Below are 26,463 nucleotides of genomic sequence, written 5' to 3'. Positions count from 1 at the left end.
GGGTGGAAGCGCTCGAGCATGCGGCGGCGAGCGTGCGTGGGTCAAGGGCGTCGCTCTGGCGGTTTATGGCTCGCGTGACAATTCGCAAATTGACAGTTGATCCTGCTGCAGGTCTGGTGCTTGAGGCGAGCGCACCCTGTTCGCCACCCCGAACGGTACATGCACCATCGGCAGGTTTCCCGCTGGCGATTGCAAGTGCGTGCGCTGGTCGTCGAAAAATACGTGCGGCTTCAAGATCGACAACACCCTGGGTTTATCCATACCGCCTAGAAAAAAGCACTCATCCGGCGATACGCCCCAGTCCTTCAAGGTCGTCACTACGCGCTCATGCGAAGGCGCGTTGCGCGCCGTGACGATCGCAATGCGCAGAATCCGCTGGTACGTCGGGTCCTCGGCCAGCTTGCGGTCCTCCAGCATGCGTATCCGCGAAAGCTTGCGGTAAAGGTCTGCCAGTGGCCCGGGCGAATGCGGGGTGCCCTTGTGCACGCGCTCGTGTTCCTGAAAGTCGTCCAGGTTGTCATTGCGCTTGTACACACTCTCTGCCTCGTCGTCGGCAATCACGCCATCGAAGTCGAAGGCCACCCGCAGCTCGGTGTCGATTTCATCATCGTAGATGCGCGTAGGCAGCACACGCCCGGCAGGGTAGTTGGCGTCGATGGCCTTTTGCACATCTTCCTCGTTGGCACTGAGGAACAGCGAAGCATTGAACGCGGGGATGTACTCGTAGGGCGAGCGGCCTGACATGAATGCCGCACGGGTGATGTCCAACTGATAGTGGCTGATGGAGCGGAATACCCGCAGGCCGGTTTCCGGCGAGTTGCGCGAAAGCAGCACCACTTCCACCGGCAACTGGTCGGGGAACGCCTTGTTGATGCTCAGGAAGCGGCGAATGAACGGCAGCGCCACCCCCCTGGGAAACGGCTCGTCCAGGTTCTGTTCCTGGTGTTGGCGGTACGCCTCGACACCTTGTGTCTGGTAGATGTCATCGGAGACGGAGAGGTCGAACAGCGCACTCGAGGCAACGCCGATGACCAGTTTTTCTTCAATGGGGTAGGGCATGAAGCGGCTCCTGCGAGTGGCTTGAAGGCAAGTGTACGCGCACGCTCTGACGAAAGCCGTCAATTGCACGACTCATCAGTGGATTCGATGATGTCATTTTGATAGCTTCTCGCCCCTTACCGCAGTATCCGGATAGTGATTGATGAACCAGCTACATGAACACGGCACCCTGACTCCGCCTGCCGAGGCGAATGGGAACAGGATGCACGAGCCCCACCTTGAGGCGGACGCTTCGACCCTGCGGGCCACCGAACACGAAGCACTGCAGGCCAGTATCGAGGCGCTGAACAAAAAGCTGGTGGCAAGCACCCTGGCCCGTGTGCAGAAGGAAGGGGCGATCCACAAGAGCCTTGAGCAGTACCAGCAGCAACTGGCCGCCAGCAACCAGGCTCGGGAGGGGCTGTCCATCACGGTGACCACGGCGCTGAAGAAGCTCGTACTGGCAACCAGCGCCCAGGCAGACCGCATGGACAGTGTGGAGGCACGGTTGACCGGCCTGGCCAAGCACCAATGTGGATGCGCGTCGCAGTCAGCGCCCGGTTGGCCAGCGTATCTGGAACGTCATGCCGTGTCGTTGGTCGCCTTGGCCGTGGCGGTCTTTACGCTGGGGCTGCACCTGCTGCGATAGTGCGACCTGAAGGTGACGCCGAGCCGGCATGAATAGCTAAAGGTCAAGATGTAGTCGTTGCGCACAACTACCGGCTCATGCGCTCCTTCGACCATGTTCGCGAACTGCCCGCCGATGAACCACGCCGGCCACGCACTTCAGCACATACCCCAACACCACCGCCGCCCCTGCACTGGCAAAGATCATTTCCCGCCCGGCACTCTGTTGCTGCAAGGCCACTAACGCCGGCGCTGCCGCCGCGGCCCCCAGTTGCAGCGCACTGACCCAGGGCGTCAACGTGCCGCGTGGGTCATTGGTGGCAATTGCCCCCATGTAGTAGGTTAGCGCCAGCACCCAGCCGAAGTTCATCAGAAACAGAGCCATGCACAGCTGATCGGCATCATGCGTATAGCGCGCCAGCAGGGTGATTGACACCAGTACTACCAGCGAGCCCAGGCCGATCATCGGGCCACGGCTCACCCGTGCGCCCAGCAGGCTGGGCAGGGCGCCGCCAGGCAAGCCACCCAGTATTCCCAGCCCGAACGCCCAGCCCACATCCACTGCGTCGATACCACGTTCGCGCGCCAACTGTTCGACAAACCCCCACAACGAATAGATGGCCAGTTGCAGGCACAGCATCCCCAGCAGGGCGTAGTGCCCGATAATCGCCGAGCCGCCGCCTGGCTGCGCCAGGCGCACGGGTGTTGCATGCTGCAGCCGTACCGGAATGAACAACGCAGCCACAGCGATCAGCACGAACCAGAAACCCAGTGATGCAATCGCCGTGCGGTGACCGAACTGCTCTGCCAGTTGTGGCATGCATGTCGCGTACAGGGCAAAGACAGCGGTTTGAATCAGCAGCGACAGGCCGTACGAGCGATCCTGGCCCGGCAGCCGGCCGAGCCCGCTGATCGACCCGGCATACAGCAGACCCGCAGCGATACCACAGGCAAAACGGCACAGAATCAACGTCGTCAAAGTGTCCAGCGCAGCGCTGAGGACGTTCAACATCAGCGCTGCAAAGGCTGCCGCCAGGTACAGCCCACGGCCACCCGGGTGACGCCTGGGTATCGACAGCAGCAGGCAACCGAGCAGTGTTCCGCTCATTTCACTGGAAAGTACCCAGCCCTGTTGGCTCAGGTCCAGATGCAGCCGCTCGGCCAGCAGGCCGATGAAGATGGGTTGTACGCCAATGATGATCAGTGCCGTGGCGGCGATGTAGATCAGCGCAGCACGCAGAAGCAGGGTGTTGTTATTGTTGTGCATGGTCGGGTCCGGGGTCAGGCGCGGGGCAGGGTACCTGCATCGTGGGTGATACGGCCGTTCATCACGGTCAGCGCTACTTCGGTATTGCCGATCTGGTAGCGGTCCAGTTCGAACAGGTCCTGCTCCAGCACGATGATGTCGGCACGCTTGCCAACGGTGATCGAGCCGATTTCCCGTTCCAGGCCCAGTTGGTAGGCACCGTTGAGCGTATAGGCGGCGATCAGTTGCGGGATACTCAGGCGCTCGTCGGCATCGGGCATTACAGGGGCGTCGGGTTCGCCACTGAGCTGGCGGGTGTGGCCCGATTCGATGTGTTCCACCGGCTTGTGCTGGCATCGGCATTGGCAGACCAGGCCGTCCATGCCGATGGACACGGTCACACCCTGGTCGATGAAGCTGCGGAATTTGTACATCGACGCCCAGCGTGGGTAGCCATAGGCCTGCTGGATGGCCTCGGCGTAGGCGTCGACCACGCCCCACTGCAACTGGGTGTTGGCCATGACGCCGATGCGGCGAAAGCGCGGGATGTCGTCGGGGTGGGTGAGGAAGGCGTGAGTGATGACGTGGCGACGGTCGCGGGGCGGGTTGCTGGAGAACGTGCGCTCGAACACGTCCAGCGCCATGCGCACGGCGGCATCGCCCACTGCATGCACCATCACGTCGATACCGAGGGCGTCGGCCTTGCGCACATGGCCCTCGAACACTTCCTCGGGCATCGTCGTCGAACCGCAGCTATGTGGCTTGTCGCAATAGGGCTCGAGCAGGAATGCGGTGTGGTTCAGCTCGGTCCCGTCCAGCATCAGCTTGAGGGTCTGCGCCTTGACCAGAGGCGAGTCGTAGCGTTCGCGCAGGGCTTGTAGCCGAGTGACCGGGTCGTCTTCGGTGCCCATGTTGATGTAGCTGCCGACCACCCGCAGTTTAAGGCGCTCTTCACGCTCCAGTTGCTGCAGGGTTTCATACAGCAGCGACTGGTCGCCGGCGGGGTCGAGGAAACCGGCATCGAATACTGTGGTAATCCCGGCCGCCACCAGTTTCTCTTGCCAGAAGGGGATCGAGCGCAGGTACAGGTCGATGCCTGTCGGCAGGTAGCCGGCTTCGCTCAGGCGTTGCATCAGTAGCGAATAGGCGGCGCAGTCAATGATCACGCCTGTGGGCTCGCCGGTGATCGGGTCCTTTTCGAACCAGCTGGCGCCTTCTTCTACCGCCGGGGTGTTGCGGTCGATGCCGGCAGCGTTCAGGGCGAAGCTGTTGACCCACATGGTGTGATAGTCGGTGGACAGCAGGCACACGGGCTTGTCCGGACAGATGGCATCCAGTACTTCGCGGCGCAACATGTGCCCAGGCATCAGCGGCTGGATCCAGCCCATGCCGGTAATGGCTTTTTCAGAGGGGTTGGCCTCGACGTAGGCCTTGAGCAGGGCCAGCACCTGTTGCGGGTCTGTATGGTTGACCAGCGCCTGAAAAGCAAAGGCGGTAGAGGAAAAGTGCCAGTGAGACTCGACGAAGCCCGGCAGCACCAGTTTGCCGCCGGCATCCAGCAGCCGCGTGGCAGGGCCGGCGTACGCCATGACGCTGCCGCGGTCGCCCACGCAAACGATGCGTTCGCCGCAGATGGCCACCGCCTCAGCCCAGGGCCTGTGCGGGTCGACCGTGTAGATGCGGGCATTGTGGATAATGAGGTCTGCGGCGGTGGACATGGCAACTCCCGGGGTCAGAATAGAGTATTAGTTTTGAGTTGATTAAAACCTTTAGTCAATAAAATATTTTTACGGCTCAGCTTTGCGTTATGCTGGACGCCGACGTGTACGGATCGAAAAAGGTGTGAACGTGAGCGGATTGCGCGAGCAGCAGAAGGCGATGCGTCGTGAAACCATCAGCCGAACGGCGCTAGGCCTTTTTGAAACGCAGGGTTACCAGACCACCACCATGGAGCAGATCGCGCGCCTGGCCGCAGTGTCGGTGCCCACGGTGTTTGCCTACTTCGGCAGCAAGCAGGAGATTTTGCTGGAGAAGCTCCGCGAGGCCGACCACCGGGCGGTGACCGAAGCCCGGCGGCGCCTGCCGGAATTCGACGATGCGCTGGAGGCCCTGTGCTGTTACGAAGCGCACTTGACCGATTACGCATTCGAGGTGCTGCCTGCACCGCTCTGGCGCGAGATCTTGCCGCCGTTGCTGCCGCTGCTGGGGGCTGAGCAGCAGGGCGTGCCGGATGCCTACAGGCGGGTCAACGACGCGTTGGTCAATGAGTTGAAGTGCCTGCTACAGGACTTGTGCGACAGCGGCAGGCTGGCGGCTGGGCTGGACGTGGGCTATGCGGCGTTCCTGATCAACGACTACGGGCACCTTCAGTTGCTGCGCCTTTGCAGCCGCGAGCCGCTGGACATGGCGGCACACCGGGCGGATGTGCGGCGGTTCATGGGCTTTATCCTGGCCGGCATGCAAGCGTGATGAGATTGACCTGGGGCCGCATTGGCGGCCCTGTCGCGACATGAGGCCGGCCCTACAGGCCGCCAGATAGCTGCTCCACCAGAAAATCCACAAACACCCGCACCCGCGCCGGCATCGCCGGGCCGCCGACGAACACCGCATGAATCGGTTCCCGATCATCAGGGTTGTAAGCTTCCAGCAACGGCACCAGTTGCCCGTTGGCCAGGTCATCGGCCACGGTAAAGGTGCCGATACGCGTCACGCCGGCGCCCAGCCTGGCCAGCTGCGCCAGCGCCTCGCCACTGCTGCATTCGATATTCCCTTTAACCTTCAGTGAGAACGTATGCCCGTCGCGGTGAAACGGCCAGTCGGGCATCGCGCGGCGGAAGTTGAAGCGCAGGCAGTTGTGCCGGGCCAGGTCTTCAGGTTCAAGCGGGGTACCGTGGCGTTGCAGGTATTCGGGTGAGGCCACCACTACCTGGCCGGTCTCGCCAATGGCGCGGGCGCTCAACGAGCTGTCCGGCAGGTGACCGAAGCGCAGCGCCACGTCGGCCTGGCCGCCGAGAATGTCGGCCACCTCGTCACTGAGGGTCAGGTCAACCAGCACTTGCGGGTAGCGTGCGCTGAAGGCCGCCAGCAGCGGCACTACGGTCAACCGGGCATGGCCCAGCGCAGCGCTGACCCGCAAGCGCCCGCGTGGTACGCCTTGGTCAGTGATGGCTTCTTCCACTTCGAGCATGTCCGCCAGCACCCGCCGTGCGCCGCGCAGGTAGGCCTCTCCCTCGGGGGTGAGGGTGAGCGCCCGGGTCGTGCGCAGTAGCAGGCGGGTACCCAGGCGCTGTTCGGTGCGGGCGAGAATGCGGCTGACCGCCGAGGGAGTCAGGCCCAGCGCCCGGGCGGCAGCAGACAGGCTGCCCTCTTGCGCCACCTTGGCAAAAATCTCCATCTCTCCGGATCTGCCACTGAAGTCCATTTGTGCCTCTCAAGCAAAGGTGGTTCGCAAAAATGCACTCTAGTGCGCGTTTGAAACGGATCGTAGCATTTTCGGCATAGATAAGGAGCTTGCCATGCGTATCAATCCACCGCTTGTCGCACTCGCCATCGGTGCCTTCGGCATCGGCGTTACAGAGTTCGCCCCCATGGGGATGTTGCCCAGTATCGCTACCGACCTTGGCGTTTCCATTCCTGCTGCCGGGCTGCTGGTCAGCGCCTATGCCATCGGCGTGCTGATCGGCGCGCCGCTGATGACCCTGGCCACGGTGAAGATCCCGCGCCGTTACCTGTTGATCGGGCTGATGGCCATTTTCACTTTGGGCAACCTGATGTCGGCCCTGGCCAGCGACTACGCCAGCCTGCTGGTGGCCCGCGTGGTCACTTCACTCAACCACGGCGCCTTCTTCGGCATCGGCTCGATCGTCGCGGCCAGTGTGGTGCCGCCGGCGAAGCGCGCCGGGGCCGTGGCTGCAATGTTCATGGGTTTGACCCTGGCCACCATCGGCGGGGTGCCGTTGGCGACCTGGTTGGGTGAAATGCTGGGTTGGCGCACGGCGTTCTGGGGTATTGCCGGGCTTGGCCTGGTGGCGATGACCACACTCTGGTACGCACTGCCCAATGTAGCGTCGCCCAAGGGCGAGGGGGCCATGGCCGAGATCCGTGTGCTGGCCCGCAGGCCGGTGTTGGCGGCGTTGCTGCTGACCGTGGTGGGCTCCAGTGCCATGTTCACGGTGTTCACCTACATTGCGCCGATCCTGCAGCATGAAGCGGCGGCGTCCACCCCCTTCGTGACGACCATGCTGGTGCTGTTCGGTGTCGGCCTGACCTTGGGCAACATGTGGGGCGGCAAGGCGGCGGACCGCTCGATCGATCGCACCCTGATCCTGTCGCAGGCTGGGCTGATTGCCGTGCTGCTGGTGTTCCCGCTGGTACTGGACTGGCCGCTGCCGACCGCTCTGGCGATCCTGGTCTGGGGGGCGGCCAGCTTTGCCCTGGTGCCGCCGCTGCAAATGCGGGTAATGGAAGCGGCCAAGGATGCGCCCAACCTGGCCTCGGCGGTGAACATTGGCGCGTTCAACCTGGGCAATGCGATCGGTGCGGCGCTGGGCGGCGCGGTGATCAACGCGGGGCTGGGCTACCCGGCGATTTCCCTGGCGGGGGCTGCGATGGCGGCGCTGGGGCTGGTGCTGGTGCTGCTGTTTGCCTGGCGTGGGCGAGCGGTGGTCGCCGGGGAGCAGGTTGCGCTGTAACAGGCCGGGACCTTGGGGCGCTTTGCGCCCCTCGATACTCCTTGCGGGTATTACGGGGTACCGTTTCGGCCATGCAAGTGATAGGCAGGGCGCTCGCTCAGGCGCTCGTAGTAGTCGCGCACCGCCGGCAGGTGCGGGTGCTCGAACGGCGTTTCGAACCAGCGGTTGACCGACAGGCCGATAGGGATGTCGGCCAGGGTGAACTGGCTGCCGGCCACATAGGCACCGGTGCTGGCCAGTAGGCGGTCGAGGATGTGCATGTAACGCGACCACTCGGCACAACCGGCAGCAAGGGCCTGCGGGTCCTGGTGAGCGGGCGAATGCCTGACCAGCGACATGAAAGCGTAGCTCCATGAGCGGTTCAGGTCCGAGGCCTGCCAGTCGATCCACTGGTCGATCCTGGCCCGCGCCTGGGCCTCGCCGGGATAGAACGCGGTGGCGCCGTAGCGGTTGGCCAGGTAGCGGATGATGCTGTTGGATTCCCACAAGGTGAAGTCACCGTCCTGGATCACCGGGATCATGGCGTTGGGGTTCAACGCGAGAAACTCGGCGCTGTCAGTGGCCTTGAAACCGGAGCCCCAGTCTTCGCGCTCGAACGCGATCTCGAATTCGGCGCAGGCCCACATGACTTTTCGCACATTGATGGAAGAGGCTCTTCCCAGTATCCGCAGCATGGTGTTCGTCCTTGTGTGGGGGAGGTTGATCGTCCGCCACTGCCGGGGGGCTGGTCAAGGGGGCTGAGCAGCGGCACGGCGCTCCCAGGGCAGGGTTCTTGTAGTCCATTTCCTAAAGTGACCCTTTCCACGCCTTTGTCGTTGAAATGGAGCTGGCAGCGGCCTAGCCTCGGCACGCGCCTAACCTTGAGGAATGGACATGGACAGCGAAACGCTGAAAAACAGCAGCAAGCCCACTGTCGTGCGTGCAGCGAGCCGCTTTGGCAATAGCGATGCCGAACTGGTGCAAATGAAACCGCAGCTGCCAATACGCACCGCACTGATGGAGGCATCGGGCATCATGGGCTGTATCACCGAAATCACCCGCAAGGCCATCGACAGGCCAGACGACCGCCAGGTGATGATGAAGGCCACGTACTACCTGGCAGGGATGGCCAAGTCACTGATCGACGGCCAGTTGCTGCAGATGCGTCAGGCCCGCGAAGGCGAGGGCGAAGCCTAGCCAGGCTTGCTTGGGGGGCGCGAACTTGGCACCCTTGGGCGGTTTTTATCGTCTGCAACACGACAGAAGGAAGCATGCATTGAGCTGGGACAAGGTGGGGAAGCTTCTCGTCGCCGTGCTGATCGGCCTGATGGTCCTGTTGGCCGCCTACGCGTTGCTCAGGGGCAATCCACGCCTTGAGGCGTCACTGACCTATGCCTACCTCACTTACCCCAGCCAGTTCAGCGAGCGAATCAGCAAGGCCAGCGAGCAGCTGAAGTACGAGCAGTTGCAGGGGCAAATCAACGGTATCGCTCAAGGCCAGCTGAGCCATGATCAGGTCGAGCGGCTCATCGAAATGGCGCAGGCACCTTATGCTCATTTGTTCGCCAAGCCTTTCGAGGCCGGGCTGGTCGACCACCGTACCGGCCTGCTGATCGAACTGCACAACAGTGGTGATGCACAGGTCCGGCAGGTGAAAATCCGCCTGCCAGCCAAGGGCCTGGTGCAGGTGCGCGATGCTGCCGGCAACGACACGCTGCTGGAAACCGCCATCGCCCAGGTTGATATCCCGGCCATCGAGCCAGGTGGCACCTGCAAGGTGTGGGTGTATTTCGATGCCGACTACTCGCAGATCCGCCATGGCGGGGTCAGTATCAGCCACGCCGACGGTGAAGCCCATGTGCAGGTGTACCGCGAGGTCATCGGTTTCCCGGCCATGGTAGCCCGTTACAGCCGTGAGCTGATGATACTGCTTGGCATTCTGGCAGCCAGCGTACTGGGCTTGGCCTATGCCTGCCTGGCACGTCGTGACCCGCGGTAAAACGACCTGAGCCATTCCGGCGTCGCGTTTTGGCGATGCCGTGGCGTTTCCCGGAACCTACTGACGCCGTTTGCGCTATTCCTTACAGCTCTCTCCATCATGCAGCGCCAGGCTCTGGCGCAATTGTTCTATCATGGCCCCGCGCAGCGCCTGCGGGGCCTGGATGCGGATCGACCCCGCCTGGGACAGCAGCCAGCCCATCAGCGCGCGGTTGTCGTTGACGGTGGCCACCAGCGCGGCGCCGCCGCTAGCCTGCGGCGTCAGTTGCATATCGTCGGACAGGGGTGACTGTTCCAGGCGGCGAGCCAGCGTGTCATCGACCCAGGCACACAGTACAACGTGTGTCGGGGGCGCAAGTGCGTCGGGTTGCAGCTGCTGCGCTTCGCCCAGGCTCAAGCCCGGTTGCCAGTACCAGCCATAAGGCATGCCTTTACTGTTGCACTGTAGCGGGAACAGTGCGGCGAGCTCGACCAGGTCGCGCTCGACGGTGCGTTTGCTGGTGGTATGGCCCACGGTTGTCAGGGCAGCCTGCAACTGGGTGGAGCTCATTCCCGGGTGGCGGCCGGGCAGTAACTTGAGCAGTTGCCACTGGCGGGCGATAGTATGGCGGGTCGGGTGGCTGGGCAAAGGGCTCGTCCTTGAGAGCAGGCACGAAGCCTGCTTGGATAGTGGCGTTTAGCTATTGCCAGCATACCTTTTCCCGGAATGGGATCCAAGTTCTCGGGCGTGCTCTTGGCTCGAGGCGTGTCACTCTCTTGCCACAACTACCAATCCCACAAGGGCCCGCTCCCACATGGCACGCGGACCGCTTGCGCGCTGAGTTTTCTGCGCGACTGCGCAGTCAAAGGGGCTGGGCGATGTCCCACAAAGGCCTCGTCTATCGCGTCGAAGACGAGCGTATCGTTGTAGTGGTGGTATCGGTTGGCAAGTGCGAGCTTAGCGAGGTCTATCGATCTGCTCAGAAGCGGTGAACGCCATCATGGTCATCAACCAAACGCCGCGCGCTGCCAATGCGCCTCGCTTACGATCGCAATGTTCGCACCCGCTTCCCTGATTTCCACTGCTTTCTTGATCTTCGTGCCATAACTGCTGTGCAGCCACTGCTCGTTGCCAATACTGCCAATGACCAGATAGTGGATCTTCTTGCTCACCCCCGCGGCGATTGAACCCCCACGTTCGACTACCAGTGCTTCGCATGCTTTGCGAGGCCCGTAAGCCATTGTGCCGGTAAACAGGAACATGCGGCCTGCCCACTCCAGTTTGGGTTCGGGGCTATTGAGTGGCAGTGACGTGGGTGAAGAGAATGGGTTGTCGCTGCAGCGCGGCTTGCCGGTGAGCCGCTGCAATAGCTCAAGCAGCTCAGCCGACTCAGCAGCATCCAGCATATTGTCCTTGAGCATGTCGCTCAGGCGCCGGTACAACAAATTGATGACCGGATCCTCAAGATGAACGAGTTGCTGCTCCATCCATCCTTTGAGGAACTCGGCTTCTTGTTGATTGACCTGATTGTCGGCGGTCAGGCCCGCAGCGATTCCAATCAACCCATCAACCGAGCGCTGCGTGATCCGCGCTTCGTGAAAAAAGCGGCTGTTCTGAAATTCCTGGTGAAGATCGACCATTCCCTGTCCCTCGTTTCTATTCCGTCAGGATTAAAGCGTTGGCGTATTTTTCCTGGTCCGCTGTGAAGGTGGTCAGCATGCCGGTGTGATTGCAGGTCAAGGTGAGCTCTGTTCGTGTATCGATGAACAGATCTTCGCCGCGAAGGCCCTGCCATTGCGCCAGATACTTGAGCGAACCGTACTTCATCGGTTTTTTCAAGGCGCGATCATGTCCACCTTTCCAACCTAGCACCGGGAGTGCGCCGTCGACACAGTGGCGAGCAAGTTCTGGCTGAGTCAGGGCCCGCTCCCGGCCAATCTCCCAGCACCGGATCAAGCCCTCGTCGGGCCCTTTCCATGCTTCTTCCCAGGTGATCAAGGGTCGGATGGGCTGATGAATAGGGCGTCGAATGACCCCGGTAGTTCGATCCATGACTGAGATTGTCCGTAATGTTCAGTTGGATCGGATGCTACTAATTGGCCATCATTGTGTCCAGTTCTTCGCTTCTTTGATGTCCTCATGGGGGGGCACACCTACCCTGACAGAAAGGGCCGCCTTGCAGGTGTATTACGTGCGACTCCGAATGCCTGAGGCCTGTTCAACCATAGGTTGAAACCTGACAGGGGTGTAATTGAAGTCTTTGGTTTTATAGATGTTTTATCGCAAGATTTTGATTCTTGTGTATTGTTTGTCTTGTTGTGGCTTGGGTATCGTGCTGACGGTTCCCCTATACGCTTTACGATTGTTCGGGTTATGTCTGAAAAACGTTGACCGAACGACAGTTGCCCGTCTGGTCCAGGTTCTCCAGAGTGACAAGCGATTATGTGTATTTTTTCGTAGCGCTCAAAGCTGATTTTTTGGGTGGACAGGTGTTCGTAGAGTGCATCTGCATCCATTCCGGCGACCTTGGAGTTTTTTCCGTGCGCATAGATATTGAGCGCTTTCTTTTGCCAGAATCGTTTTCTGGACGTAAATACCGCCAAGTTGTTCTCCCTCAGCAGAACCTTGCCTCGCATATGCCCCGTCGGATCAGAGGCATTTACAGGGTCCCCCGCCAGGTAGGCGTAGCAGTTGATACCACCAGCTCCGAATGGGCTCACAGAATCAGGGCCTGTGAATCTCATCAGCATTGGGTTGTAGCCGCGATAGCCGTTACCTAATAAGTAATATGAGGTAACAGGGTCGCAGTACTCTCCCTTGAATCCCGCAAGCATGCCCCCAGCGGCATGAGAATATCCCCATGGATTGAAAGCTACCGGTGCCGTGCTGTTGATGGTCAATAGCATCAAGGTCGAGCCTTTCACGTCACACGCTAGCAATTCTGTACGTTCGTTGCCCGATTGTTTATGTACAGAGAATAGAGCATGAACGTTAGCTCGCAGAATCGAAGATGCACCGTTGTCTTGCAGGGTGGTGGTGATCTCATCATTGCTATATAGATATAACATTTCAGGGGTCCATTCCTTTGTTGTCCGGTAGTAATGGAGTCCTTTATCTGATTCAAGCGTCATGCGCTACTGGTAAAAAAGCCAGGTTGGGCCTGCCCCGTGACAGCGGCGCCCCCACAGGAAGGTGTGGCCCGAAACGGATGCGGAGCGGCCTTACATCCCACTCCGGCGCACATGCTTCACCAGCACCTTCTCCAACAACTCCCACATCGCCGGGTCCGTACTGAACGCCACGTTGAACCGCATCCACCCGGTCGCCTTGGCGTCGACCATGAACAACTGCCCAGGCCCAAGCATGATGCCTTTCTCCAGCGCATCGTCCAGCAACGCTGCACTGTCGGGAATCGCCGGATGGCGGGTCCAGATGTACATGCCTTCATCCGATTCGGTGAACAGTTCAAAGCCCAGTCGATGCAGGTGCCGGCCAACTTCCTGATGCGCCTCGGCCAGGCGCTGGCGCAGGCGCTTGAGGTGCTTGCGCCAGCGCCCGTCGATGATCGCCGCATACACCACGCGCTCCATCACCTGCGAGGTGGTCAGGCCTGAGCGCATCTTCAGGTGCAGCAGTTTTTGCATCAGCTCGGGGTTGGCCAGCATGTAGCCGACCCGCACGTTGGGCGAAATGCTCTTGGAGTAGCTGCCCACGTACACCACCTGCTGCAGATGGTCGAGGCTGGCCAGGCATGGCTGCGGCTCGGCGACCATGTCGGCGTACAGGTTGTTCTCCACCAGGCGGAAGCCATGCTGGCTGGCAAGCTGCAGCAGGCGGTGCAACTGCGGTAGCGGGGTGCGCGAGCATGTCGGGCTGTGCAGGTGCGGCTGGGTGAAGAACGCCGTCGGGCGGTGGTGGGTGAGCAATTGCTCCAGCTGGTTCAGGTCGTAGCCGGCCGGTGTACGTGGCACGCCTACCAGGGTTGCGCCTTGGGTCCGCAGGATGCTCATGAGGTTCGGGTAGCCGGGGTCGTCCACCAGCACCACATCGCCTGGGCGCACCAGTGTGCGTGCGGCCAGGTCCAGGGCCTGGCTGGCGCCGTGGGTGAGCATCAGCTGTGCCGGGTTGGCGACGATCGACAGCTCTTGCTGCAGGTTCTGGGCGGTCAGCGCACGCAACTCCATCAGGCCCATGGGGTCGCCGTACCCCGACAACTCCAGCGGGCTGCCTGCCACTTGGCGCAGGCCGCGGCGCAGGCCGTCTTCGTACATCCAGTCGTTGGGCAGCCAGCCGCACCCCGGCTTGTAAGGCAACTGGCGGATTTCGAAGATCTGCTGCAGGTACCACTCGGAGTTGAACATTGGTCGACTGGTGTCGGCCTCGGCGTTGTGCTGCTCCAACAGGTCGCCCGCCGCACGGTTGACGAAGAACCCCGCATTGCCACGGCTCACCAGCAGCCCTTGGGCAACAAGGCGGTCGTAGGCTTCGACCACGGTGAAGGTACTCACCGAATAGCTTGCGGCAAATGCGCGGATCGACGGGACCTTGGCGCCTGGCTTGAGGGTTTGGTTGTCGATCAGCTCGCGCAGCCCATCGATGATCTGGTTGACCAGCGGGGTTGAGGAGTCTGGATGTAATTCGAACATTCGGGGCCTTCAGGGTGCGTATCGCCTGGCGTTTGCAGGGTGTACTGCATGGGCGACCTATACAGTGCAGTGCGAGATTCATGCCACTGTGCATGGCTCTCTGCGTCGGACATTTTTACATTAGGTGTCGGATATCGCCACATAAAGCATGTTCAGTTCGCCTCAGGCAGTCGTCCTGGGGCGCGTCAGCAGGCCGCCATGGAAGGTCTGCGTGTGTTCGTTCACACCATCCTGCCCGCATTAGCACTGATGTACAGGTGAAATCGCCAGCCATCGGGGTTTCACAGTTTTCCTTGGATAAAAAGAAGCACGGGGTACACAACTGATGGACGCAACATCCACAACCACCACCGCGAAAAGCGGGCATGAGAGCAAGCTCAGTGCCTCGCTGAAGTCGCGCCACCTGACGATGATGTCTATCGCCGGGGTTATTGGCGGCGCCTTGTTTGTCGGTTCCGGCAGCGTGATCCACAGTGCCGGCCCAGCCGCTGTCCTGGCCTACCTGGCAGGCGGCATCCTGGTGGTGCTGATCATGCGCATGCTGGGTGAAATGGCGACTTCCTCGCCTGACACCGGCTCGTTCTCGACCTACGCCGACCGTGCCATTGGCCGTTGGGCCGGTTTTACCATCGGCTGGCTGTACTGGTGGTACTGGGTCATCCTCATGGCCTGGGAAGCCTATGTGGCGGGCAAGATCCTGCATGGCTTCTTCCCCGACGTTAGCGTCAACGTGTTCGTGCTGGCCACGACCCTGTTGCTGATCACCGTCAACTTCTTCAACGTCAAGCACTACGGTGAGTTCGAGTTCTGGTTCGCCTTGATCAAGGTGATTGCGATCGTCTGCTTCCTGATCGTGTGTACGGCTGCCGTGATGAACATCTGGCAGTTCGGTGAAGTGCGTGGCATCAGCCACCTCACTGCCGAAGGCTTCATGCCTAATGGCATCACCACCGTGATCGGTGCCTTGCTCGGGGTGATGTTCGCCTTCCTCGGCGCCGAAATCGTGACCATCGCCGCTTCCGAAGCCAAGGACCCGGCCGCGCAGATCGTCAAGGCGACCAACTCGGTGGTCTGGCGTGTGTGCCTGTTCTACGTCGGCTCGATCTTCCTGATCGTCTGCCTGGTACCGTGGAACGACCCGCACCTGGGTGTTTCTGGCTATGGTGCTTACCGCCGTACCCTGGAGCTGCTGGGCGTGCCGTATGCCGAGCTGCTGATGAACTTCGTGGTGCTGACTTCGGTGAGCAGCTGCCTGATCTCTGGCCATTACACCGCATCGCGCATGCTGTTCTCCCTGGCCCAGCGTGGTGACGCGCCGTCGTTCTTCAAGATCACCCGCGCCGGTACCGGTGTACCGGTGTACGCGATCATGGGTTCGTGCGCCGTGGCCGTGGTGTGTGCGTTGATCAACTTCAGCGAGACCCTTCGCCCGAAAGACGTGCTGGACACCCTGATGAACACCACCGGCATGATCGCCCTGCTGGTGTACCTGGTCATCGCCTTCTCGCAACTGCGCATGCGCCGCAAGCTGATTGCCGAGGGCAAGGAAGTACGCCTGAAGATGTGGCTGTTCCCATGGCTGACCTACCTGGTGATCGCGTTCATCGTGGCTGCCCTGGTCACCATGGCCTTCATGCCTGACTACCAGATCCTGGTCATTTCCACCGGTATCGCTGCGGCGGTCGTGGTGGCGATGGGTGTGGTGCACCAGATCCGCTCTGGTAGCAAGCAGCACTAAGCGTCACTCGCGTCTGGAAACGGCCGGCTCCCTTGGGGACCCGGCCGTTTCGCGTTGTTGGGCCTGGGCTTTTTCTGCGGGCATGTGGAAGCGCTGGTTCATCCACGGTGAGCCGAGCAGGGCGGCGGCGGCGATCAGGGCCAGGATGGCGAGGGCGATGTAGGTCTTCATGGGCGTGCGCATGGAAGGACTGACTTCAAGCATAGGTGATCAGTTCCGCTGTTATCCCTTCGCAACCGTCCCGCTGGGCGACAGATGGCATATGCTAGGCACATAGCCTGCCCAAAGGAGCCGCACATGGCCTGGTCTGCCACCCAGTATTCCCTGTTCGAAGACGAACGCACGCGCGCCGTACGCGACCTGATTGCCGCCATCCCGCCACGGCCGGTGCGCCACGCCACTGACTTGGGGTGCGGCCCCGGCAACTCGACCGAGGTGCTGCTGCAACGTTACCCCGACGCCCAGGTGACGGCACTGGACAGCGACCCTGACATGATCGACAAGGCCCGTGAGCGCAAGCGGCTGTGCATCCCGCGTGTGCGCACGGTCATTGCCGACATTGCTGGCTGGACTGCCCCCGAGCCGCAGGACCTGATCCTGGCCAACGCCTCGTTGCAATGGGTACCTGACCACGCCTTGCTGTATCCGCACCTGGTGCGCCAGCTCAGCGAAGGCGCCAGCCTGGCCGTGCAGACCCCGGACAACCTCGACGAACCAGCCCACCGGCAGTTGCGCGAGATCGCAAGCCAAGGCCCCTGGGCGGCGAAGTTCGCCGACTTGCAGCTGCCGCCCCGGCACAACGCGGCGTTCTACTATGACTTGCTCAGCCCGCTGTGCGCACGGGTGGACGTATGGCGTACCACCTATCATCACCCGTTGATGGGGGGCGCCGAAGCGGTAGTGGAATGGTTCAAAGGGTCGGCGCTGCGGCCTTATCTGGCCAGGCTGGATGAGCAGGAGCAGGCCGACTTCCTGCAGATGTACCTGCAGGCCATGCAGCGCGATTATCCGCCGGCCTCTGATGGCAAGGTCCTGTTGCCCTTCCCGCGGTTGTTCGTGATCGCTACCCGCTAGGGCGGCGCCAGCGCCAGGCCACGTAGCTGTAGATGCCGAGGTTCAGCGCCAGTACGAGGGTGCCCAGCAACAGCTGGATCTGCGGGGTCAGGCCGGCGGGGTAGATCAGTGGCCAGACGTAGTGCTCGACGAAGCTGCCCTGGTAACCTGCGTCACCGGCGGCATTGCGCATGTGGTTTTCCCAAGTGGTCAGCGGGCAGCCCAGGTGCAGGCACTCCACCGCCAGGCCCCAGGCCAGGACCGGCAGGTGCAGCAACAGGGCAGGGCGCCAGCGCAGCACCAGCAGCCCGCCGAACAGCACCAGCAGGATGAAGGCCAGGTGCAGCAGCACCAGGGTGTCGGCGGCAAGGCGGTAGAGCATGGGTTGGGTGCCTGGATTGGGGTTATCCCAGCATAGTTGGGTTGCCTGATCTGGCCCCTTCGCGGGCTCGCCCGCTCCTAAAACGACACAGGTTCCGGATGCTGTGCAGGACCTGTGGGAGCGGGCGAGCCCGCGAAAAGGCCAGCACAGTGCTACACCCCTTCCTCGACCATCTGCAGGAAAGTCGCCACCACCCGGCGCGTACGCTGCTCGCTCAGGCACACCAGGGTCTCGGTCAAATGCCGCTGGCAATCCACTATCGGCAACGCACACACTCGTGCATCGGCACCAAACTCTGCCGCCGATACCACGCCCACACCAATGCCTACCACCACCGCCTCTCGCGCCGCTTCCCGGCCCTCCACCTGGATCGCTGCGCGTATCCGCAACCCGGCGCGTTGCATTTCTTCCTCCAGCGTCTGCCGCGTCACCGAGCCGGGCTCGCGCAGCACCAGTGGCGTGTCATCGAGGTCGGCCAGGCTGATCGAGCCGCGGCTAGCCCATGGGTGGTGGTGGGAAACGAACGCCACCATCGGGTCACGACGCAGCGGCAGGCAATGCAGGCGCTCATCGTCGACATCCCGGCCCAGCAGGGCCAGGTCGGCCTGATAGCTGAACAGCCGCGCCAGCGATTCGTCGGTATTGCCCGTTTCGATCTTCACCTGGATCCCCGGATAGCGCTGGCAGAAGCGGGCGATCTGCGGCAGTACGTGCACCGGCGCATCCACTGCCAGCACCAGGCTGCCGGTCTGCAGCGCACGCGAGTCGTGCAGCAGTTCCTGGGCTTCGGCCTCGCAGGCGAACAGGCGCTGGCTGATGCCCAGCAGCCGCTCGCCAAGGTCGGTGAGCTGCACCGAGCGTTTGTTGCGGTGGAACAGCAAGACGCCGAAGCGCTCCTCCAGTTTGCGCACCTGGTCGGACACCGCAGGCTGGGTAAGAAACAGCTTTTCCGCAGCGCGGGTAAAGCTGCCGTGGACGGCCACCGCGTGGAAAGCCTTGAGTTGGGCGTGGGAAACCGACATGACAACCTCAGTAACAAGCTGGGCTTATTTGTGTAATACGATAAATCGATTTTATTTATCTTACAGCAACTGTTTCCATGGATTTCAGCCCGACGCTGGCACCACGAATGCCGCCAGGGCGATGGTGCCTACTCGGCGCCACCTGACCCGATGACAGCCTCGTCATCGCTGTGCGTAACACAAGAACAAGACAGGCGTTTCTTCACATTCTGCCGGCACACTTGAGCAAGAGGTCAGACTTACATGAATCATTCCCTAGCCGCGTTCAAACGCTGGCGTATCCAGATTTTCGCCATCACCTGGCTGGCCTACGCCGCCTTCTACTTCACCCGCAAAGCCTTCTCGGTGGCCAAGCTGGGCATCGCCGAAGACCCAGGCTTCATGCTCGACAAGGCCGCCATGGCCAACCTGGACGCCATCTACCTGGCCGCCTATGCCGTGGGCCAATTCACCTGGGGCATGCTTGCCGACCGCTTTGGCCCGCGCGTGGTCGTGTTGGGCGGGTTGCTGATTTCTGCGGCGGCGGCAGTCGTGATGGGCAGTTACGCAACTTTCCCGATCTTCGCTACCTGCATGCTGGTACAGGGCCTGGCGCAATCCACCGGCTGGGCCGGCTTGTGCAAGAACATCGGCAGCTTCTTCCCGGCTTCGCAGCGCGGACGGGTGCTGGGCCTGTGGAGTTCCTGCTATGCCTTCGGCGGCCTGGTGGCCTCGCCGTTCGCGGGCTGGTGGGCCTACACCCTGGTGGGTACCTGGCATGCGGCGTTCTTCTCCAGCGCGGTCGTGGTGGCGCTGGTGGCGGTGCTGTTCTTCTTCCTGCAGCGCAACAAACCCGAGGACGTCGGCTTGCCGGCGGTTGAGCCCGAGCCGCAAAGCATGGCCCCGGCCGACAACCTGTGCAGCGTTTGGGCGCCACTGCGGGAAATCCTGCGCAACCGCACGGTGTTGACCCTGGGCCTGGCGTACTTCCTGCTGAAGCCGGCGCGCTACGCCATCTTGCTGTGGGGCCCTGTGATCGTCTTCGAGCAGATGCCCTCGGTGGGCAAAGTGGGCGCGGCAATCATCCCGACTGCTTTCGAACTGGCCGGGCTGCTTGGCCCGATCATGATTGGCCTGGCCTCGGACAAACTGTTTGGCGCCCGGCGCATGCCGGCCTGCGTGATCAGCCTGGTGCTGCTGACCGTGACACTGGCGTTGTTCATGGCGGCCATGAACACCGGCAGCGTGCTGCTGGTGGTGGCCCTGCTGTTCGTCATGGGCCTGACCCTGTACGGGCCGGACTCGATGATCAGCGGCGCTGCAGCCATCGACTTCGGCACCGCCAAGGCCGGCGCCACCGCAGCAGGTTTCGTCAACGGTTGTGGGTCGGTGGGCGCGGTACTGGGCGGGTTGCTGCCGGGTTATTTCGACGGCGTCACGGTGTTCATCGTGTTCGCTGGCTGCGCGCTGTTCTCGGCGCTGGTGTTGCTGCCGCACTGGAACAGCCGGCCGGCCATCAGCCCGCAAGGCACCGACGTGGTACCGAACACCAGCATGGCAATCAAGCCAATGCGTACTTAAAGGAAAGCGAGCGAATGAGACCCTTCTGGCTGCAACAGGCCCTGGATTCGGCGCAGGAGGCGGTATGCCCGCCGCTGCAAGGCGATACCCGTTGCGATGTGTGCATTGTCGGCGGCGGCTACACCGGCCTGTGGACGGCGCTGATGCTCAAGGAGGCGGTACCGGCCCTGGATGTGGTGCTGATCGAGGCCGACATCTGCGGTGCCGGTGCCAGCGGCCGCAATGGCGGGTGTGCGTTGTCCTGGTCGGCCAAGTACTTCACCCTCGAACGCCTGTTCGGGGGGGAGGAGGCGGTGCGGCTGGTGCGCGAGTCGGAGCGCAGCATCGCAGACATCGGTGTGTTCTGCACGGCCAATGGCATCGACTGCGACTTCCGTCTGGACGGCACGCTGTACACGGCCACCAACGCAGCCCAGGTCGGTGCCACCGACGCGGTGATCGCCGCGCTGGAGCACAAGGGTATCAACTCGTTCCGCCGCTTGCCGCTGGAGCAGGTGCAGCGCCTGGCCGGTTCGGCACGGCATCTGGAAGGCTGGTTCTCGCCGGCCGCCGCCACTGTGCAGCCGGGCAAACTGGTGCGCGGCCTGCGCCGGGTGGCCTTGCAGCGCGGCGTGCGCCTCTACGAAGGCACCGCCATGACCGGCCTGGAGCACGGTGCCCCGGTGCAGGTACGCACGGCCCACGGCACGCTGCGCGCCGACCGTGTAGTGCTGGGCCTCAATGCCTGGATGGCGCGCGTCTTCCCGCAGTTCGAGCGCAGTGTGGCGATCGTTTCCAGCGACATGGTCATTACCGAACCGTGCCCCGAGCTGCTGCGCCAGATCGGCCTGGACAGCGGGATCAGCGTGCTCGACTCGCGTATTTTCGTGCACTACTACCACAACACCTCCGATGGCCGGCTGATGCTCGGCAAGGGCGGCAACACGTTTGCCTATGGCGGGCGCATGTTGCCGGTCTTCGACCAGCCGTCGCCGTATCGGCGGTTGCTGCGCGAAAGCCTTGGCGGCTTTTTCCCGGCCTTGGCCGAGGTGCCACTGGCGGCCAGCTGGAACGGGCCGTCGGATCGCTCGGTGACCGGCCTGCCATTCTTCGGCCGGCTGGACGGGCAGGGCAACGTGTTCTACGGCTTCGGTTATTCCGGCAGCGGTGTTGGCCCGTGCCACATGGGCGGGCAGATTCTTTCGTCGCTGGCGCTGGGGCTGGACAACCCGTGGACCCGGTCGCCGCTGGTCAAAGGGCCGCTGGGGCTGTTCCCGCCCGAGCCGATCCGCTACCTGGGCTCGCTGATGGTGCGCAATGCCATCCGCCGCAAGGAGCAGGCCGAAGATCGTGGTGTGCGCCCACGAAGGCTGGATGTGCGGTTGGCGCGGTTTGCCGCGGCGGCGGGCAAAGCCGATAAAGGCTGATGAGATTTCTTGTCGATCCCATGCTCGAGGGCGTATAAAATGCACCCACTTTTGGCCGGTCGCTTCCTGAACCGGCCGCTGAAACAAGAGAGTCGACATGGGCGCACAGTGGAAAGCCAAACATAGAGAAACAGCGGCCAATGCCAAAGGCAAGATCATGGGCAAGCTGTCCAAGGAAATCCAGATCGCGGCCAAGTCGGGTGCCGATCCCGACATGAACCCACGCCTGCGCCTGGCCATCGTGCAAGCCAAGAAGGCTTCGATGACCCGCGAGACCCTGGATCGGGCAATCCGCAAGGGCGCAGGCCTGGACGGTGATGCCGTGCAGTACCATGCGGTGAGTTATGAAGGTTTCGCCCCGCACCAGGTGCCGCTGATCGTCGAGTGCCTGACCGACAACATCAACCGCACCGTCGCGCAAATCCGCGTGCTGTTCCGCAAGGGCCAGCTGGGTGCCAGCGGTTCGGTAGCGTGGGACTTCAACCATGTAGGCCTGATCGAAGCCACGCCTGCGAGCGCTGACGCTGATCCGGAAATGGCCGCGATCGAAGCCGGTGCCCAGGACTTCGAGGAAGGTGAAGAAGAGGGCTCGACCCTGTTCATCACCGACACCACCGACCTGGACGCGGTACAGAAGGCCCTGCCGGAGCATGGTTTCACCGTGACCGCGGCGAAAATCGGCTACACCCCTAAAAACCCGGTAAGCGCGGCCAGCCTGAGTGCTGAGGCGTTGGCCGAGGTCGAAGCGTTTCTCGAGGCGATCGACGAGCACGATGACGTGCAGAACGTCTATGTTGGCCTGACCGAGTAATCGTCGGGGCCGCGTTGCGGCCTGTTCGCGGGCAAGCCCGCTCCCGCAGGTTTTTCACGATGCCGAACGATGTGAGAACCCTGTGAGAGCGGGCTTGCCCGCGAGAAGGCCCTTGAATTCCACCGCAGGGAGCCTGCATGAACCCCACCTTCGCCTCCCTCAGCCTCGCCCACCTGCGCACCCTCGACCACCTGTTGCAGCTTAAAAACCTCAGCCACGCGGCCGAGCGCCTGGGTGTCAGCCAATCGGCCCTGAGCCGCCAGTTGGCCCACCTGCGCGAAGCCTTCGATGATCCGTTGCTGGTGCGCCAAGGGCGTGGTTACGTGCTTAGCGAACACGCCGAAGCGCTGGTCGAGCCTTTGCGCCAGGTGCTCGAAGAACTGCACGCGCTGCGCCAGCCCGCCATCTTCGACCCGGCGCGTTGCGAGCGGCGGTTCTGCCTGGCTGCTTCGGATTATGTGGCCGAGCACATGCTGCCGCTGCTGGTGGCGGCGCTGGAGCGCGAAGCGCCAGGTGTGTCGCTGGAGTACCGCACCTGGCAGGCCGGCCAGTACGCCTTGCTGGCCAGCGGAGAAATCGACCTGGCGACCACCTTGTTCGACGAGTCGCCGCCCAACCTGCACGGACGTCTGTTGGGTGAGGACCGCGCGGTATGCCTGATGCGCCAGGATCACCCGCTGGCCGCGCAGGCCGCGCTCAGCCAGGCCGACTACCTGGCGTACAAGCATGTGCGCATTTCGGGTGGTGGCGACAAGGACAGCTTCATCGATCGGCACTTGCGTGCACAAGGCCTGCAGCGGCGGGTCAGCCTCGAAGTGCCGTTCTTCTGCGCCACGGTACAAGTGATTGCCAACAGTCAGGCCGTGGCCACGGTCCCCGAGCACATCGCCCGGCAGCTGAGCCGTTTGCATGACCTGACCTGGCGACCACTGGGCTTCATCGACCACAGCCAGCGGTACTGGGTTGTGTGGCACCAGCGCCTGCAGGCCTCGGCCGAGCACCGCTGGTTGCGTAACCGGGTATTCGAGTTGTGGCGCCAGTCGCAGTTTGGTGTACAGGGCGGGCATGCAGGTTCGCCATAGCAGCTATGCGGGAAGCGGGGTTATTCGGCCGGGGATAGGTGCCTAGACTGGGGGCATTGTGTTGATTGTGCGGCTTCTTCGCGGCTGTAGGAGCGGGTTTACCCGCGAAAGGGCCAGCACAGGCAATGGATAACCCCCAGGAGAGCTAGCGTGACCCCCGAACAATTTCGCCAGTACGGCCACCAACTGATCGACCTGATTGCCGACTACCGCCAGACCGTGGGCGAACGCCCGGTCATGGCTCAGGTCGAACCTGGCTACCTCAAGGCTGCCTTGCCGCAAACCGCGCCCCGCCAAGGCGAACCCTTCGAGGCTATCCTCGATGATGTCAACCAGTGGGTCATGCCCGGCCTGTCCCATTGGCAGCACCCGGACTTCTATGGCTATTTCCCTTCCAATGGCACCCTGTCCTCGGTGCTGGGGGACTTCCTCAGTACCGGTCTGGGCGTGCTGGGCCTGTCATGGCAATCCAGCCCGGCCCTGAGCGAACTGGAAGAAACCACCCTTGACTGGCTGCGCCAGTTGCTCGGCCTTTCTGCTCAATGGAGTGGTGTGATCCAGGACACCGCCTCGACCAGCACCCTGGTGGCGCTGATCAGTGCCCGTGAGCGCGCCACCGACTACGCCTTGGTACGCGGCGGCCTGCAGGCCGAAGCCAAGCCGTTGATCGTGTATGTCAGCGCCCATGCCCACAGCTCGGTGGACAAGGCTGCACTGCTGGCAGGTTTTGGTCGCGACAATATCCGCCTGATCCCCACCGACGAACGCTACGCCCTACGCCCAGAGGCACTGCAGGCGGCGATCGAGCAGGACCTGGCTGCCGGCAACCAGCCCTGCGCCGTGGTTGCCACCACCGGCACCACGACGACCACTGCCCTCGACCCGCTGCGCCCGGTGGGCGAAATCGCCCAGGCCAATGGGCTGTGGTTGCACGTTGACTCGGCCATGGCCGGTTCGGCGATGATCCTGCCCGAGTGCCGCTGGATGTGGGATGGCATCGAGCTGGCCGATTCGGTGGTGGTCAACGCGCACAAATGGCTGGGTGTGGCCTTCGATTGCTCGATCTACTACGTGCGCGATCCGCAGCACCTGATCCGGGTGATGAGCACCAATCCCAGCTACCTGCAGTCGGCGGTGGATGGCGAGGTGAAGAACCTGCGCGACTGGGGCATTCCGCTGGGTCGTCGGTTCCGCGCCTTGAAGCTGTGGTTCATGTTGCGCAGCGAGGGTGTAGACGCATTGCAGGCGCGGCTGCGGCGTGACCTGGACAATGCCCAGTGGCTGGCGGGGCAGGTCGAGGCGGCGGCGGAGTGGGAAGTGCTGGCGCCAGTACAGCTGCAGACCTTGTGCATTCGCCATCGACCGGCCGGGCTTGAAGGGGATGCGCTGGATGCGCATACCAAGGGCTGGGCCGAGCGGTTGAATGCGTCCGGGGATGCCTATGTGACGCCGGCTACACTGGACGGGCGATGGATGGTGCGGGTTTCGATTGGTGCGCTGCCGACCGAGCGGGGGGATGTGCAGCGGCTGTGGGCACGCCTGCAGGACGTGATCAAAGGCTGAAGCCTGTACGGTACGTGTGTGAGCGGGCTTGACCGCGAAGGGGCTGCAAAGCAGCCCCTGCAATCTATCAGTGACTCACCGCCTGAAAGCTACCTTTACGGCTGGCTTCATAGGCTGCCTTTTCCATCGGCTTGGCCTCTGGGTTGCCCAGGTCTTCCATCGCCAGGCGGTGGGTTTCCGGGGCAATGTAGGCCGCCAGGGCGCACACGCCGGTGATGAAGAAGGCCAGCCCACCGACTACCAGCGGAATGTTGTCCGAGCCGGGTGGGGCGACCATTGCGAACAGCGCGGGCAGCATGGCGGTGAGCATGGTGCCGATGTTCTGCGCGATGGCCATGGCCGTCACGCGGTAGCGGGTGTGGAACAGCTCAGGGTAGAAGCTTGGGAATACCGCGTTGTAACCCTGGTAAACCATGCCCCACATGACGATCGAGGCGGCGAACGCCATTGGCACGTTCTGGATGCTGATCGCATACAGGTAGACGAAGGCCAGCAGGCCTGAGCCCAGACAGCCAGCGATCATGGTCGGGCGACGGCCGATCTTGTCCGACAGGTTGCCCACGAACGGGATCACCAGCACCGCGACGATGTTACCGACCACCGGAATCCACAGGTACACACTCTTGTCGAAGCCGATGCCATACGCCGGCTGCACCGCGTAGGCCGCACCGAAGATGGTGGCCACGACCGGGATCACGTTCATCAGGGCCATGAACATCACCAGCACCATGTGCTTCCAGCTGTGGCGGAAGGCTTCGCTGATGGGCGATTTGACAACCTTGTCCTGTTTCTCTTCTTGAACGAACGCTGGGGTCTCGTGCACTTCCTTACGGATGATGAAGCCGGCAATCAGCACGACGGCGCTCATCAGGAACGGAATGCGCCAGCCCCATTCGGTAAAGGCTTCGCTGGGCATGAAGTAAGCCAGTGGCAGGAACACCGCTGCCGCCAGGACCTGGCCCGCTTGCACACCTTGCAGGGTGAAACTGGCGTAGTAGCCTCTTCGGCCAAACGGCGCGTGCTCCATGATCATGGAACTGGCACCGGAAATTTCCCCGGCCACGGCAAAGCCCTGGATCAGTCGCAGCACAACCAGCAAGGCCGGTGCGAGGTAGCCGATGTCGTGGTAGGTGGGTAGCAGGCCGACAGCCATGGTCGACAGGCCCATCAGGAACATGCACAGCAGCAGGACGTTCTTGCGACCGCGGGTGTCACCCCAGTGGCCCAGAACGAAGGCGCCGACCGGGCGTGCCAGGTAGCCCACGCCATAGGTGGCCAACGAGGCAATGATCGCCATCTTCGGGTCGGTGTTGGGGAAGAAAATCTGCGGGAAAATCAGCGCCGCGGCCTGGGCGTAGATGAAGAAGTCGTAGTACTCGAGTGCCGAGCCTATCCATCCACTGGCGGTCGCTTTCTTTGCTTGCGAGCTGGAGTGAGCCATCGTTGTCTCCGTTGTTATTGTTGTTTGCGCAGGTTCCGCCAGAGGTTATGCCAAGGCAGGAGGCAACGGTCGGTGTGCCTGCGTCTGTGGTCCATGTTGACCACGGGGCCGCGGTCTAGCAATTCGCTAAAACGGGTTTTGTGCGATAATCGAACGCAAAACTAACCATTCCGTACAAAGAGATTGAAGCGTCGACTTTA

26 protein-coding genes are annotated in these 26,463 nt (G+C 62.3%); 12 read left to right on the top strand and 14 right to left on the bottom strand.

Annotated features, from left to right (window positions below; translation table 11 throughout):
* Positions 1-63: 63 nt before the first annotated feature.
* On the bottom strand, positions 64-1,059 hold the full coding sequence (locus ACYCCG_RS01345; RefSeq protein ID WP_209965269.1) for a 5'-nucleotidase: 996 nt from the start codon (positions 1,057-1,059) through the stop codon (positions 64-66).
* Between the two features lie 142 nt (positions 1,060-1,201).
* Between ACYCCG_RS01345 and ACYCCG_RS01340 the strand changes: the two genes are divergently transcribed.
* On the top strand, positions 1,202-1,687 hold the full coding sequence (locus tag ACYCCG_RS01340; protein ID WP_209965271.1) for a hypothetical protein: 486 nt from the start codon (positions 1,202-1,204) through the stop codon (positions 1,685-1,687).
* Positions 1,688-1,762: 75 nt separating this feature from the next.
* Here the strand turns inward: ACYCCG_RS01340 and ACYCCG_RS01335 are convergent, their stop codons facing one another.
* Both ACYCCG_RS01335 and ACYCCG_RS01330 read right to left on the bottom strand, forming a co-directional pair.
* Positions 1,763-2,932, bottom strand: coding sequence for an MFS transporter (locus tag ACYCCG_RS01335; protein ID WP_209965273.1), 1,170 nt, complete (start codon positions 2,930-2,932; stop codon positions 1,763-1,765).
* A gap of 14 nt (positions 2,933-2,946) precedes the next feature.
* Positions 2,947-4,629, bottom strand: a complete 1,683-nt coding sequence (locus ACYCCG_RS01330; RefSeq protein WP_209965275.1) for an amidohydrolase — start codon at positions 4,627-4,629, stop codon at positions 2,947-2,949.
* Positions 4,630-4,759: 130 nt separating this feature from the next.
* On the opposite strand from ACYCCG_RS01330, the gene ACYCCG_RS01325 reads away from it, so the two are divergent.
* Complete coding sequence (locus ACYCCG_RS01325) at positions 4,760-5,380, top strand: TetR/AcrR family transcriptional regulator (RefSeq protein WP_019438822.1); 621 nt, start codon at positions 4,760-4,762, stop codon at positions 5,378-5,380.
* A 52-nt stretch (positions 5,381-5,432) separates the two neighbouring features.
* Here the strand turns inward: ACYCCG_RS01325 and ACYCCG_RS01320 are convergent, their stop codons facing one another.
* Entirely contained in the window at positions 5,433-6,332 is a 900-nt protein-coding gene (locus ACYCCG_RS01320) for a LysR family transcriptional regulator (RefSeq protein ID WP_401101019.1), read from the bottom strand.
* 94 nt (positions 6,333-6,426) lie between these two features.
* On the opposite strand from ACYCCG_RS01320, the gene ACYCCG_RS01315 reads away from it, so the two are divergent.
* Positions 6,427-7,602, top strand: a complete 1,176-nt coding sequence (locus ACYCCG_RS01315; protein WP_459669207.1) for an MFS transporter — start codon at positions 6,427-6,429, stop codon at positions 7,600-7,602.
* A 50-nt stretch (positions 7,603-7,652) separates the two neighbouring features.
* Here ACYCCG_RS01315 and ACYCCG_RS01310 read toward each other — a convergent pair whose 3' ends face one another.
* Positions 7,653-8,276, bottom strand: coding sequence for a glutathione S-transferase family protein (locus tag ACYCCG_RS01310; RefSeq protein ID WP_209965281.1), 624 nt, complete (start codon positions 8,274-8,276; stop codon positions 7,653-7,655).
* A 199-nt stretch (positions 8,277-8,475) separates the two neighbouring features.
* Here ACYCCG_RS01310 and ACYCCG_RS01305 point away from each other — a divergent pair, with 199 nt between their 5' ends.
* The gene (locus ACYCCG_RS01305) at positions 8,476-8,778 is read left to right on the top strand and encodes a DUF3077 domain-containing protein (RefSeq protein WP_176684682.1); all 303 of its coding nucleotides are present in this window, start codon (positions 8,476-8,478) and stop codon (positions 8,776-8,778) included.
* Between the two features lie 79 nt (positions 8,779-8,857).
* Positions 8,858-9,580, top strand: coding sequence for a hypothetical protein (locus ACYCCG_RS01300; protein ID WP_209965283.1), 723 nt, complete (start codon positions 8,858-8,860; stop codon positions 9,578-9,580).
* A gap of 75 nt (positions 9,581-9,655) precedes the next feature.
* On the opposite strand, the gene ACYCCG_RS01295 is transcribed toward ACYCCG_RS01300, so the two are convergent.
* The 5 genes from ACYCCG_RS01295 to ACYCCG_RS01275 form a co-directional block, all read right to left on the bottom strand.
* Positions 9,656-10,207 (bottom strand): WYL domain-containing transcriptional regulator, encoded by a 552-nt coding sequence (locus ACYCCG_RS01295; RefSeq protein ID WP_209965285.1) that lies wholly within the window; start codon positions 10,205-10,207, stop codon positions 9,656-9,658.
* Positions 10,208-10,566: 359 nt separating this feature from the next.
* Positions 10,567-11,199, bottom strand: a complete 633-nt coding sequence (locus ACYCCG_RS01290; protein WP_209965287.1) for a BRCT domain-containing protein — start codon at positions 11,197-11,199, stop codon at positions 10,567-10,569.
* Between the two features lie 16 nt (positions 11,200-11,215).
* The gene (locus ACYCCG_RS01285) at positions 11,216-11,611 is read right to left on the bottom strand and encodes a hypothetical protein (RefSeq protein WP_176684678.1); all 396 of its coding nucleotides are present in this window, start codon (positions 11,609-11,611) and stop codon (positions 11,216-11,218) included.
* A gap of 101 nt (positions 11,612-11,712) precedes the next feature.
* Positions 11,713-12,690, bottom strand: coding sequence for an RHS repeat-associated core domain-containing protein (locus ACYCCG_RS01280; protein ID WP_339444003.1), 978 nt, complete (start codon positions 12,688-12,690; stop codon positions 11,713-11,715).
* Positions 12,691-12,780: 90 nt separating this feature from the next.
* Positions 12,781-14,205: an aminotransferase-like domain-containing protein gene (locus ACYCCG_RS01275; RefSeq protein WP_176684677.1), complete on the bottom strand. Its 1,425-nt coding sequence runs from the start codon at positions 14,203-14,205 to the stop codon at positions 12,781-12,783.
* Positions 14,206-14,530: 325 nt separating this feature from the next.
* Here ACYCCG_RS01275 and ACYCCG_RS01270 point away from each other — a divergent pair, with 325 nt between their 5' ends.
* The gene (locus ACYCCG_RS01270; RefSeq protein ID WP_004575400.1) at positions 14,531-15,943 is read left to right on the top strand and encodes an amino acid permease; all 1,413 of its coding nucleotides are present in this window, start codon (positions 14,531-14,533) and stop codon (positions 15,941-15,943) included.
* Positions 15,944-15,946: 3 nt separating this feature from the next.
* On the opposite strand, the gene ACYCCG_RS01265 is transcribed toward ACYCCG_RS01270, so the two are convergent.
* On the bottom strand, positions 15,947-16,126 hold the full coding sequence (locus tag ACYCCG_RS01265) for a hypothetical protein (protein WP_028698076.1): 180 nt from the start codon (positions 16,124-16,126) through the stop codon (positions 15,947-15,949).
* A gap of 114 nt (positions 16,127-16,240) precedes the next feature.
* Between ACYCCG_RS01265 and tam the strand changes: the two genes are divergently transcribed.
* Complete coding sequence (gene tam / locus ACYCCG_RS01260; protein ID WP_021783153.1) at positions 16,241-17,017, top strand: trans-aconitate 2-methyltransferase; 777 nt, start codon at positions 16,241-16,243, stop codon at positions 17,015-17,017.
* On the opposite strand, the gene ACYCCG_RS01255 is transcribed toward tam, so the two are convergent.
* The gene (locus ACYCCG_RS01255) at positions 17,007-17,378 is read right to left on the bottom strand and encodes a DUF2784 domain-containing protein (protein WP_209965292.1); all 372 of its coding nucleotides are present in this window, start codon (positions 17,376-17,378) and stop codon (positions 17,007-17,009) included. The genes tam and ACYCCG_RS01255 overlap by 11 nt on opposite strands.
* A gap of 152 nt (positions 17,379-17,530) precedes the next feature.
* A complete protein-coding gene (locus ACYCCG_RS01250; protein ID WP_020193277.1) occupies positions 17,531-18,400 on the bottom strand; it encodes a LysR substrate-binding domain-containing protein in 870 nt (289 codons plus the stop codon).
* A 243-nt stretch (positions 18,401-18,643) separates the two neighbouring features.
* Here ACYCCG_RS01250 and ACYCCG_RS01245 point away from each other — a divergent pair, with 243 nt between their 5' ends.
* The 5 genes from ACYCCG_RS01245 to ACYCCG_RS01225 all read left to right on the top strand — a co-directional run bounded on the left by ACYCCG_RS01245 (position 18,644) and on the right by ACYCCG_RS01225 (position 24,822).
* Positions 18,644-19,960: an MFS transporter gene (locus tag ACYCCG_RS01245; protein ID WP_459669203.1), complete on the top strand. Its 1,317-nt coding sequence runs from the start codon at positions 18,644-18,646 to the stop codon at positions 19,958-19,960.
* Between the two features lie 14 nt (positions 19,961-19,974).
* Entirely contained in the window at positions 19,975-21,366 is a 1,392-nt protein-coding gene (locus tag ACYCCG_RS01240) for an FAD-dependent oxidoreductase (protein WP_176684674.1), read from the top strand.
* A 97-nt stretch (positions 21,367-21,463) separates the two neighbouring features.
* A complete protein-coding gene (locus ACYCCG_RS01235; RefSeq protein WP_004575404.1) occupies positions 21,464-22,177 on the top strand; it encodes a YebC/PmpR family DNA-binding transcriptional regulator in 714 nt (237 codons plus the stop codon).
* 137 nt (positions 22,178-22,314) lie between these two features.
* Complete coding sequence (locus ACYCCG_RS01230) at positions 22,315-23,259, top strand: LysR family transcriptional regulator (RefSeq protein ID WP_209965295.1); 945 nt, start codon at positions 22,315-22,317, stop codon at positions 23,257-23,259.
* Between the two features lie 150 nt (positions 23,260-23,409).
* Positions 23,410-24,822, top strand: coding sequence for a DOPA decarboxylase (locus ACYCCG_RS01225; RefSeq protein ID WP_459669202.1), 1,413 nt, complete (start codon positions 23,410-23,412; stop codon positions 24,820-24,822).
* Between the two features lie 67 nt (positions 24,823-24,889).
* On the opposite strand, the gene ACYCCG_RS01220 is transcribed toward ACYCCG_RS01225, so the two are convergent.
* Positions 24,890-26,263, bottom strand: a complete 1,374-nt coding sequence (locus tag ACYCCG_RS01220) for an MFS transporter (protein WP_176684672.1) — start codon at positions 26,261-26,263, stop codon at positions 24,890-24,892.
* Between the last annotated feature and the right edge of the window lie 200 nt (positions 26,264-26,463).

This window comes from Pseudomonas sp. VEM90 (assembly GCF_054611535.1).
This window is presented reverse-complemented; position numbering and strand designations above follow the sequence as displayed.

Excerpts from the sequence above, each read along its gene's own strand:
- ACYCCG_RS01340 (WP_209965271.1), top strand. The coding sequence starts at position 1,202 with ATGAACCAGCTACATGAACACGGCACCCTGACTCCGCCTGCCGAGGCG.
- ACYCCG_RS01240 (WP_176684674.1), top strand. The coding sequence starts at position 19,975 with ATGAGACCCTTCTGGCTGCAACAGGCCCTGGATTCGGCGCAGGAGGCG.
- ACYCCG_RS01220 (WP_176684672.1), bottom strand. The coding sequence starts at position 26,263 with ATGGCTCACTCCAGCTCGCAAGCAAAGAAAGCGACCGCCAGTGGATGG.
- ACYCCG_RS01280 (WP_339444003.1), bottom strand. The coding sequence starts at position 12,690 with ATGACGCTTGAATCAGATAAAGGACTCCATTACTACCGGACAACAAAG.
- ACYCCG_RS01245 (WP_459669203.1), top strand. The coding sequence starts at position 18,644 with ATGAATCATTCCCTAGCCGCGTTCAAACGCTGGCGTATCCAGATTTTC.
- ACYCCG_RS01230 (WP_209965295.1), top strand. The coding sequence starts at position 22,315 with ATGAACCCCACCTTCGCCTCCCTCAGCCTCGCCCACCTGCGCACCCTC.
- ACYCCG_RS01265 (WP_028698076.1), bottom strand. The coding sequence starts at position 16,126 with ATGCGCACGCCCATGAAGACCTACATCGCCCTCGCCATCCTGGCCCTG.
- ACYCCG_RS01255 (WP_209965292.1), bottom strand. The coding sequence starts at position 17,378 with ATGCTCTACCGCCTTGCCGCCGACACCCTGGTGCTGCTGCACCTGGCC.
- ACYCCG_RS01330 (WP_209965275.1), bottom strand. The coding sequence starts at position 4,629 with ATGTCCACCGCCGCAGACCTCATTATCCACAATGCCCGCATCTACACG.
- ACYCCG_RS01235 (WP_004575404.1), top strand. The coding sequence starts at position 21,464 with ATGGGCGCACAGTGGAAAGCCAAACATAGAGAAACAGCGGCCAATGCC.
- ACYCCG_RS01335 (WP_209965273.1), bottom strand. The coding sequence starts at position 2,932 with ATGCACAACAATAACAACACCCTGCTTCTGCGTGCTGCGCTGATCTAC.
- ACYCCG_RS01290 (WP_209965287.1), bottom strand. The coding sequence starts at position 11,199 with ATGGTCGATCTTCACCAGGAATTTCAGAACAGCCGCTTTTTTCACGAA.
- tam (WP_021783153.1), top strand. The coding sequence starts at position 16,241 with ATGGCCTGGTCTGCCACCCAGTATTCCCTGTTCGAAGACGAACGCACG.
- ACYCCG_RS01345 (WP_209965269.1), bottom strand. The coding sequence starts at position 1,059 with ATGCCCTACCCCATTGAAGAAAAACTGGTCATCGGCGTTGCCTCGAGT.
- ACYCCG_RS01250 (WP_020193277.1), bottom strand. The coding sequence starts at position 18,400 with ATGTCGGTTTCCCACGCCCAACTCAAGGCTTTCCACGCGGTGGCCGTC.
- ACYCCG_RS01320 (WP_401101019.1), bottom strand. The coding sequence starts at position 6,332 with ATGGACTTCAGTGGCAGATCCGGAGAGATGGAGATTTTTGCCAAGGTG.
- ACYCCG_RS01305 (WP_176684682.1), top strand. The coding sequence starts at position 8,476 with ATGGACAGCGAAACGCTGAAAAACAGCAGCAAGCCCACTGTCGTGCGT.
- ACYCCG_RS01275 (WP_176684677.1), bottom strand. The coding sequence starts at position 14,205 with ATGTTCGAATTACATCCAGACTCCTCAACCCCGCTGGTCAACCAGATC.
- ACYCCG_RS01315 (WP_459669207.1), top strand. The coding sequence starts at position 6,427 with ATGCGTATCAATCCACCGCTTGTCGCACTCGCCATCGGTGCCTTCGGC.
- ACYCCG_RS01310 (WP_209965281.1), bottom strand. The coding sequence starts at position 8,276 with ATGCTGCGGATACTGGGAAGAGCCTCTTCCATCAATGTGCGAAAAGTC.
- ACYCCG_RS01285 (WP_176684678.1), bottom strand. The coding sequence starts at position 11,611 with ATGGATCGAACTACCGGGGTCATTCGACGCCCTATTCATCAGCCCATC.
- ACYCCG_RS01270 (WP_004575400.1), top strand. The coding sequence starts at position 14,531 with ATGGACGCAACATCCACAACCACCACCGCGAAAAGCGGGCATGAGAGC.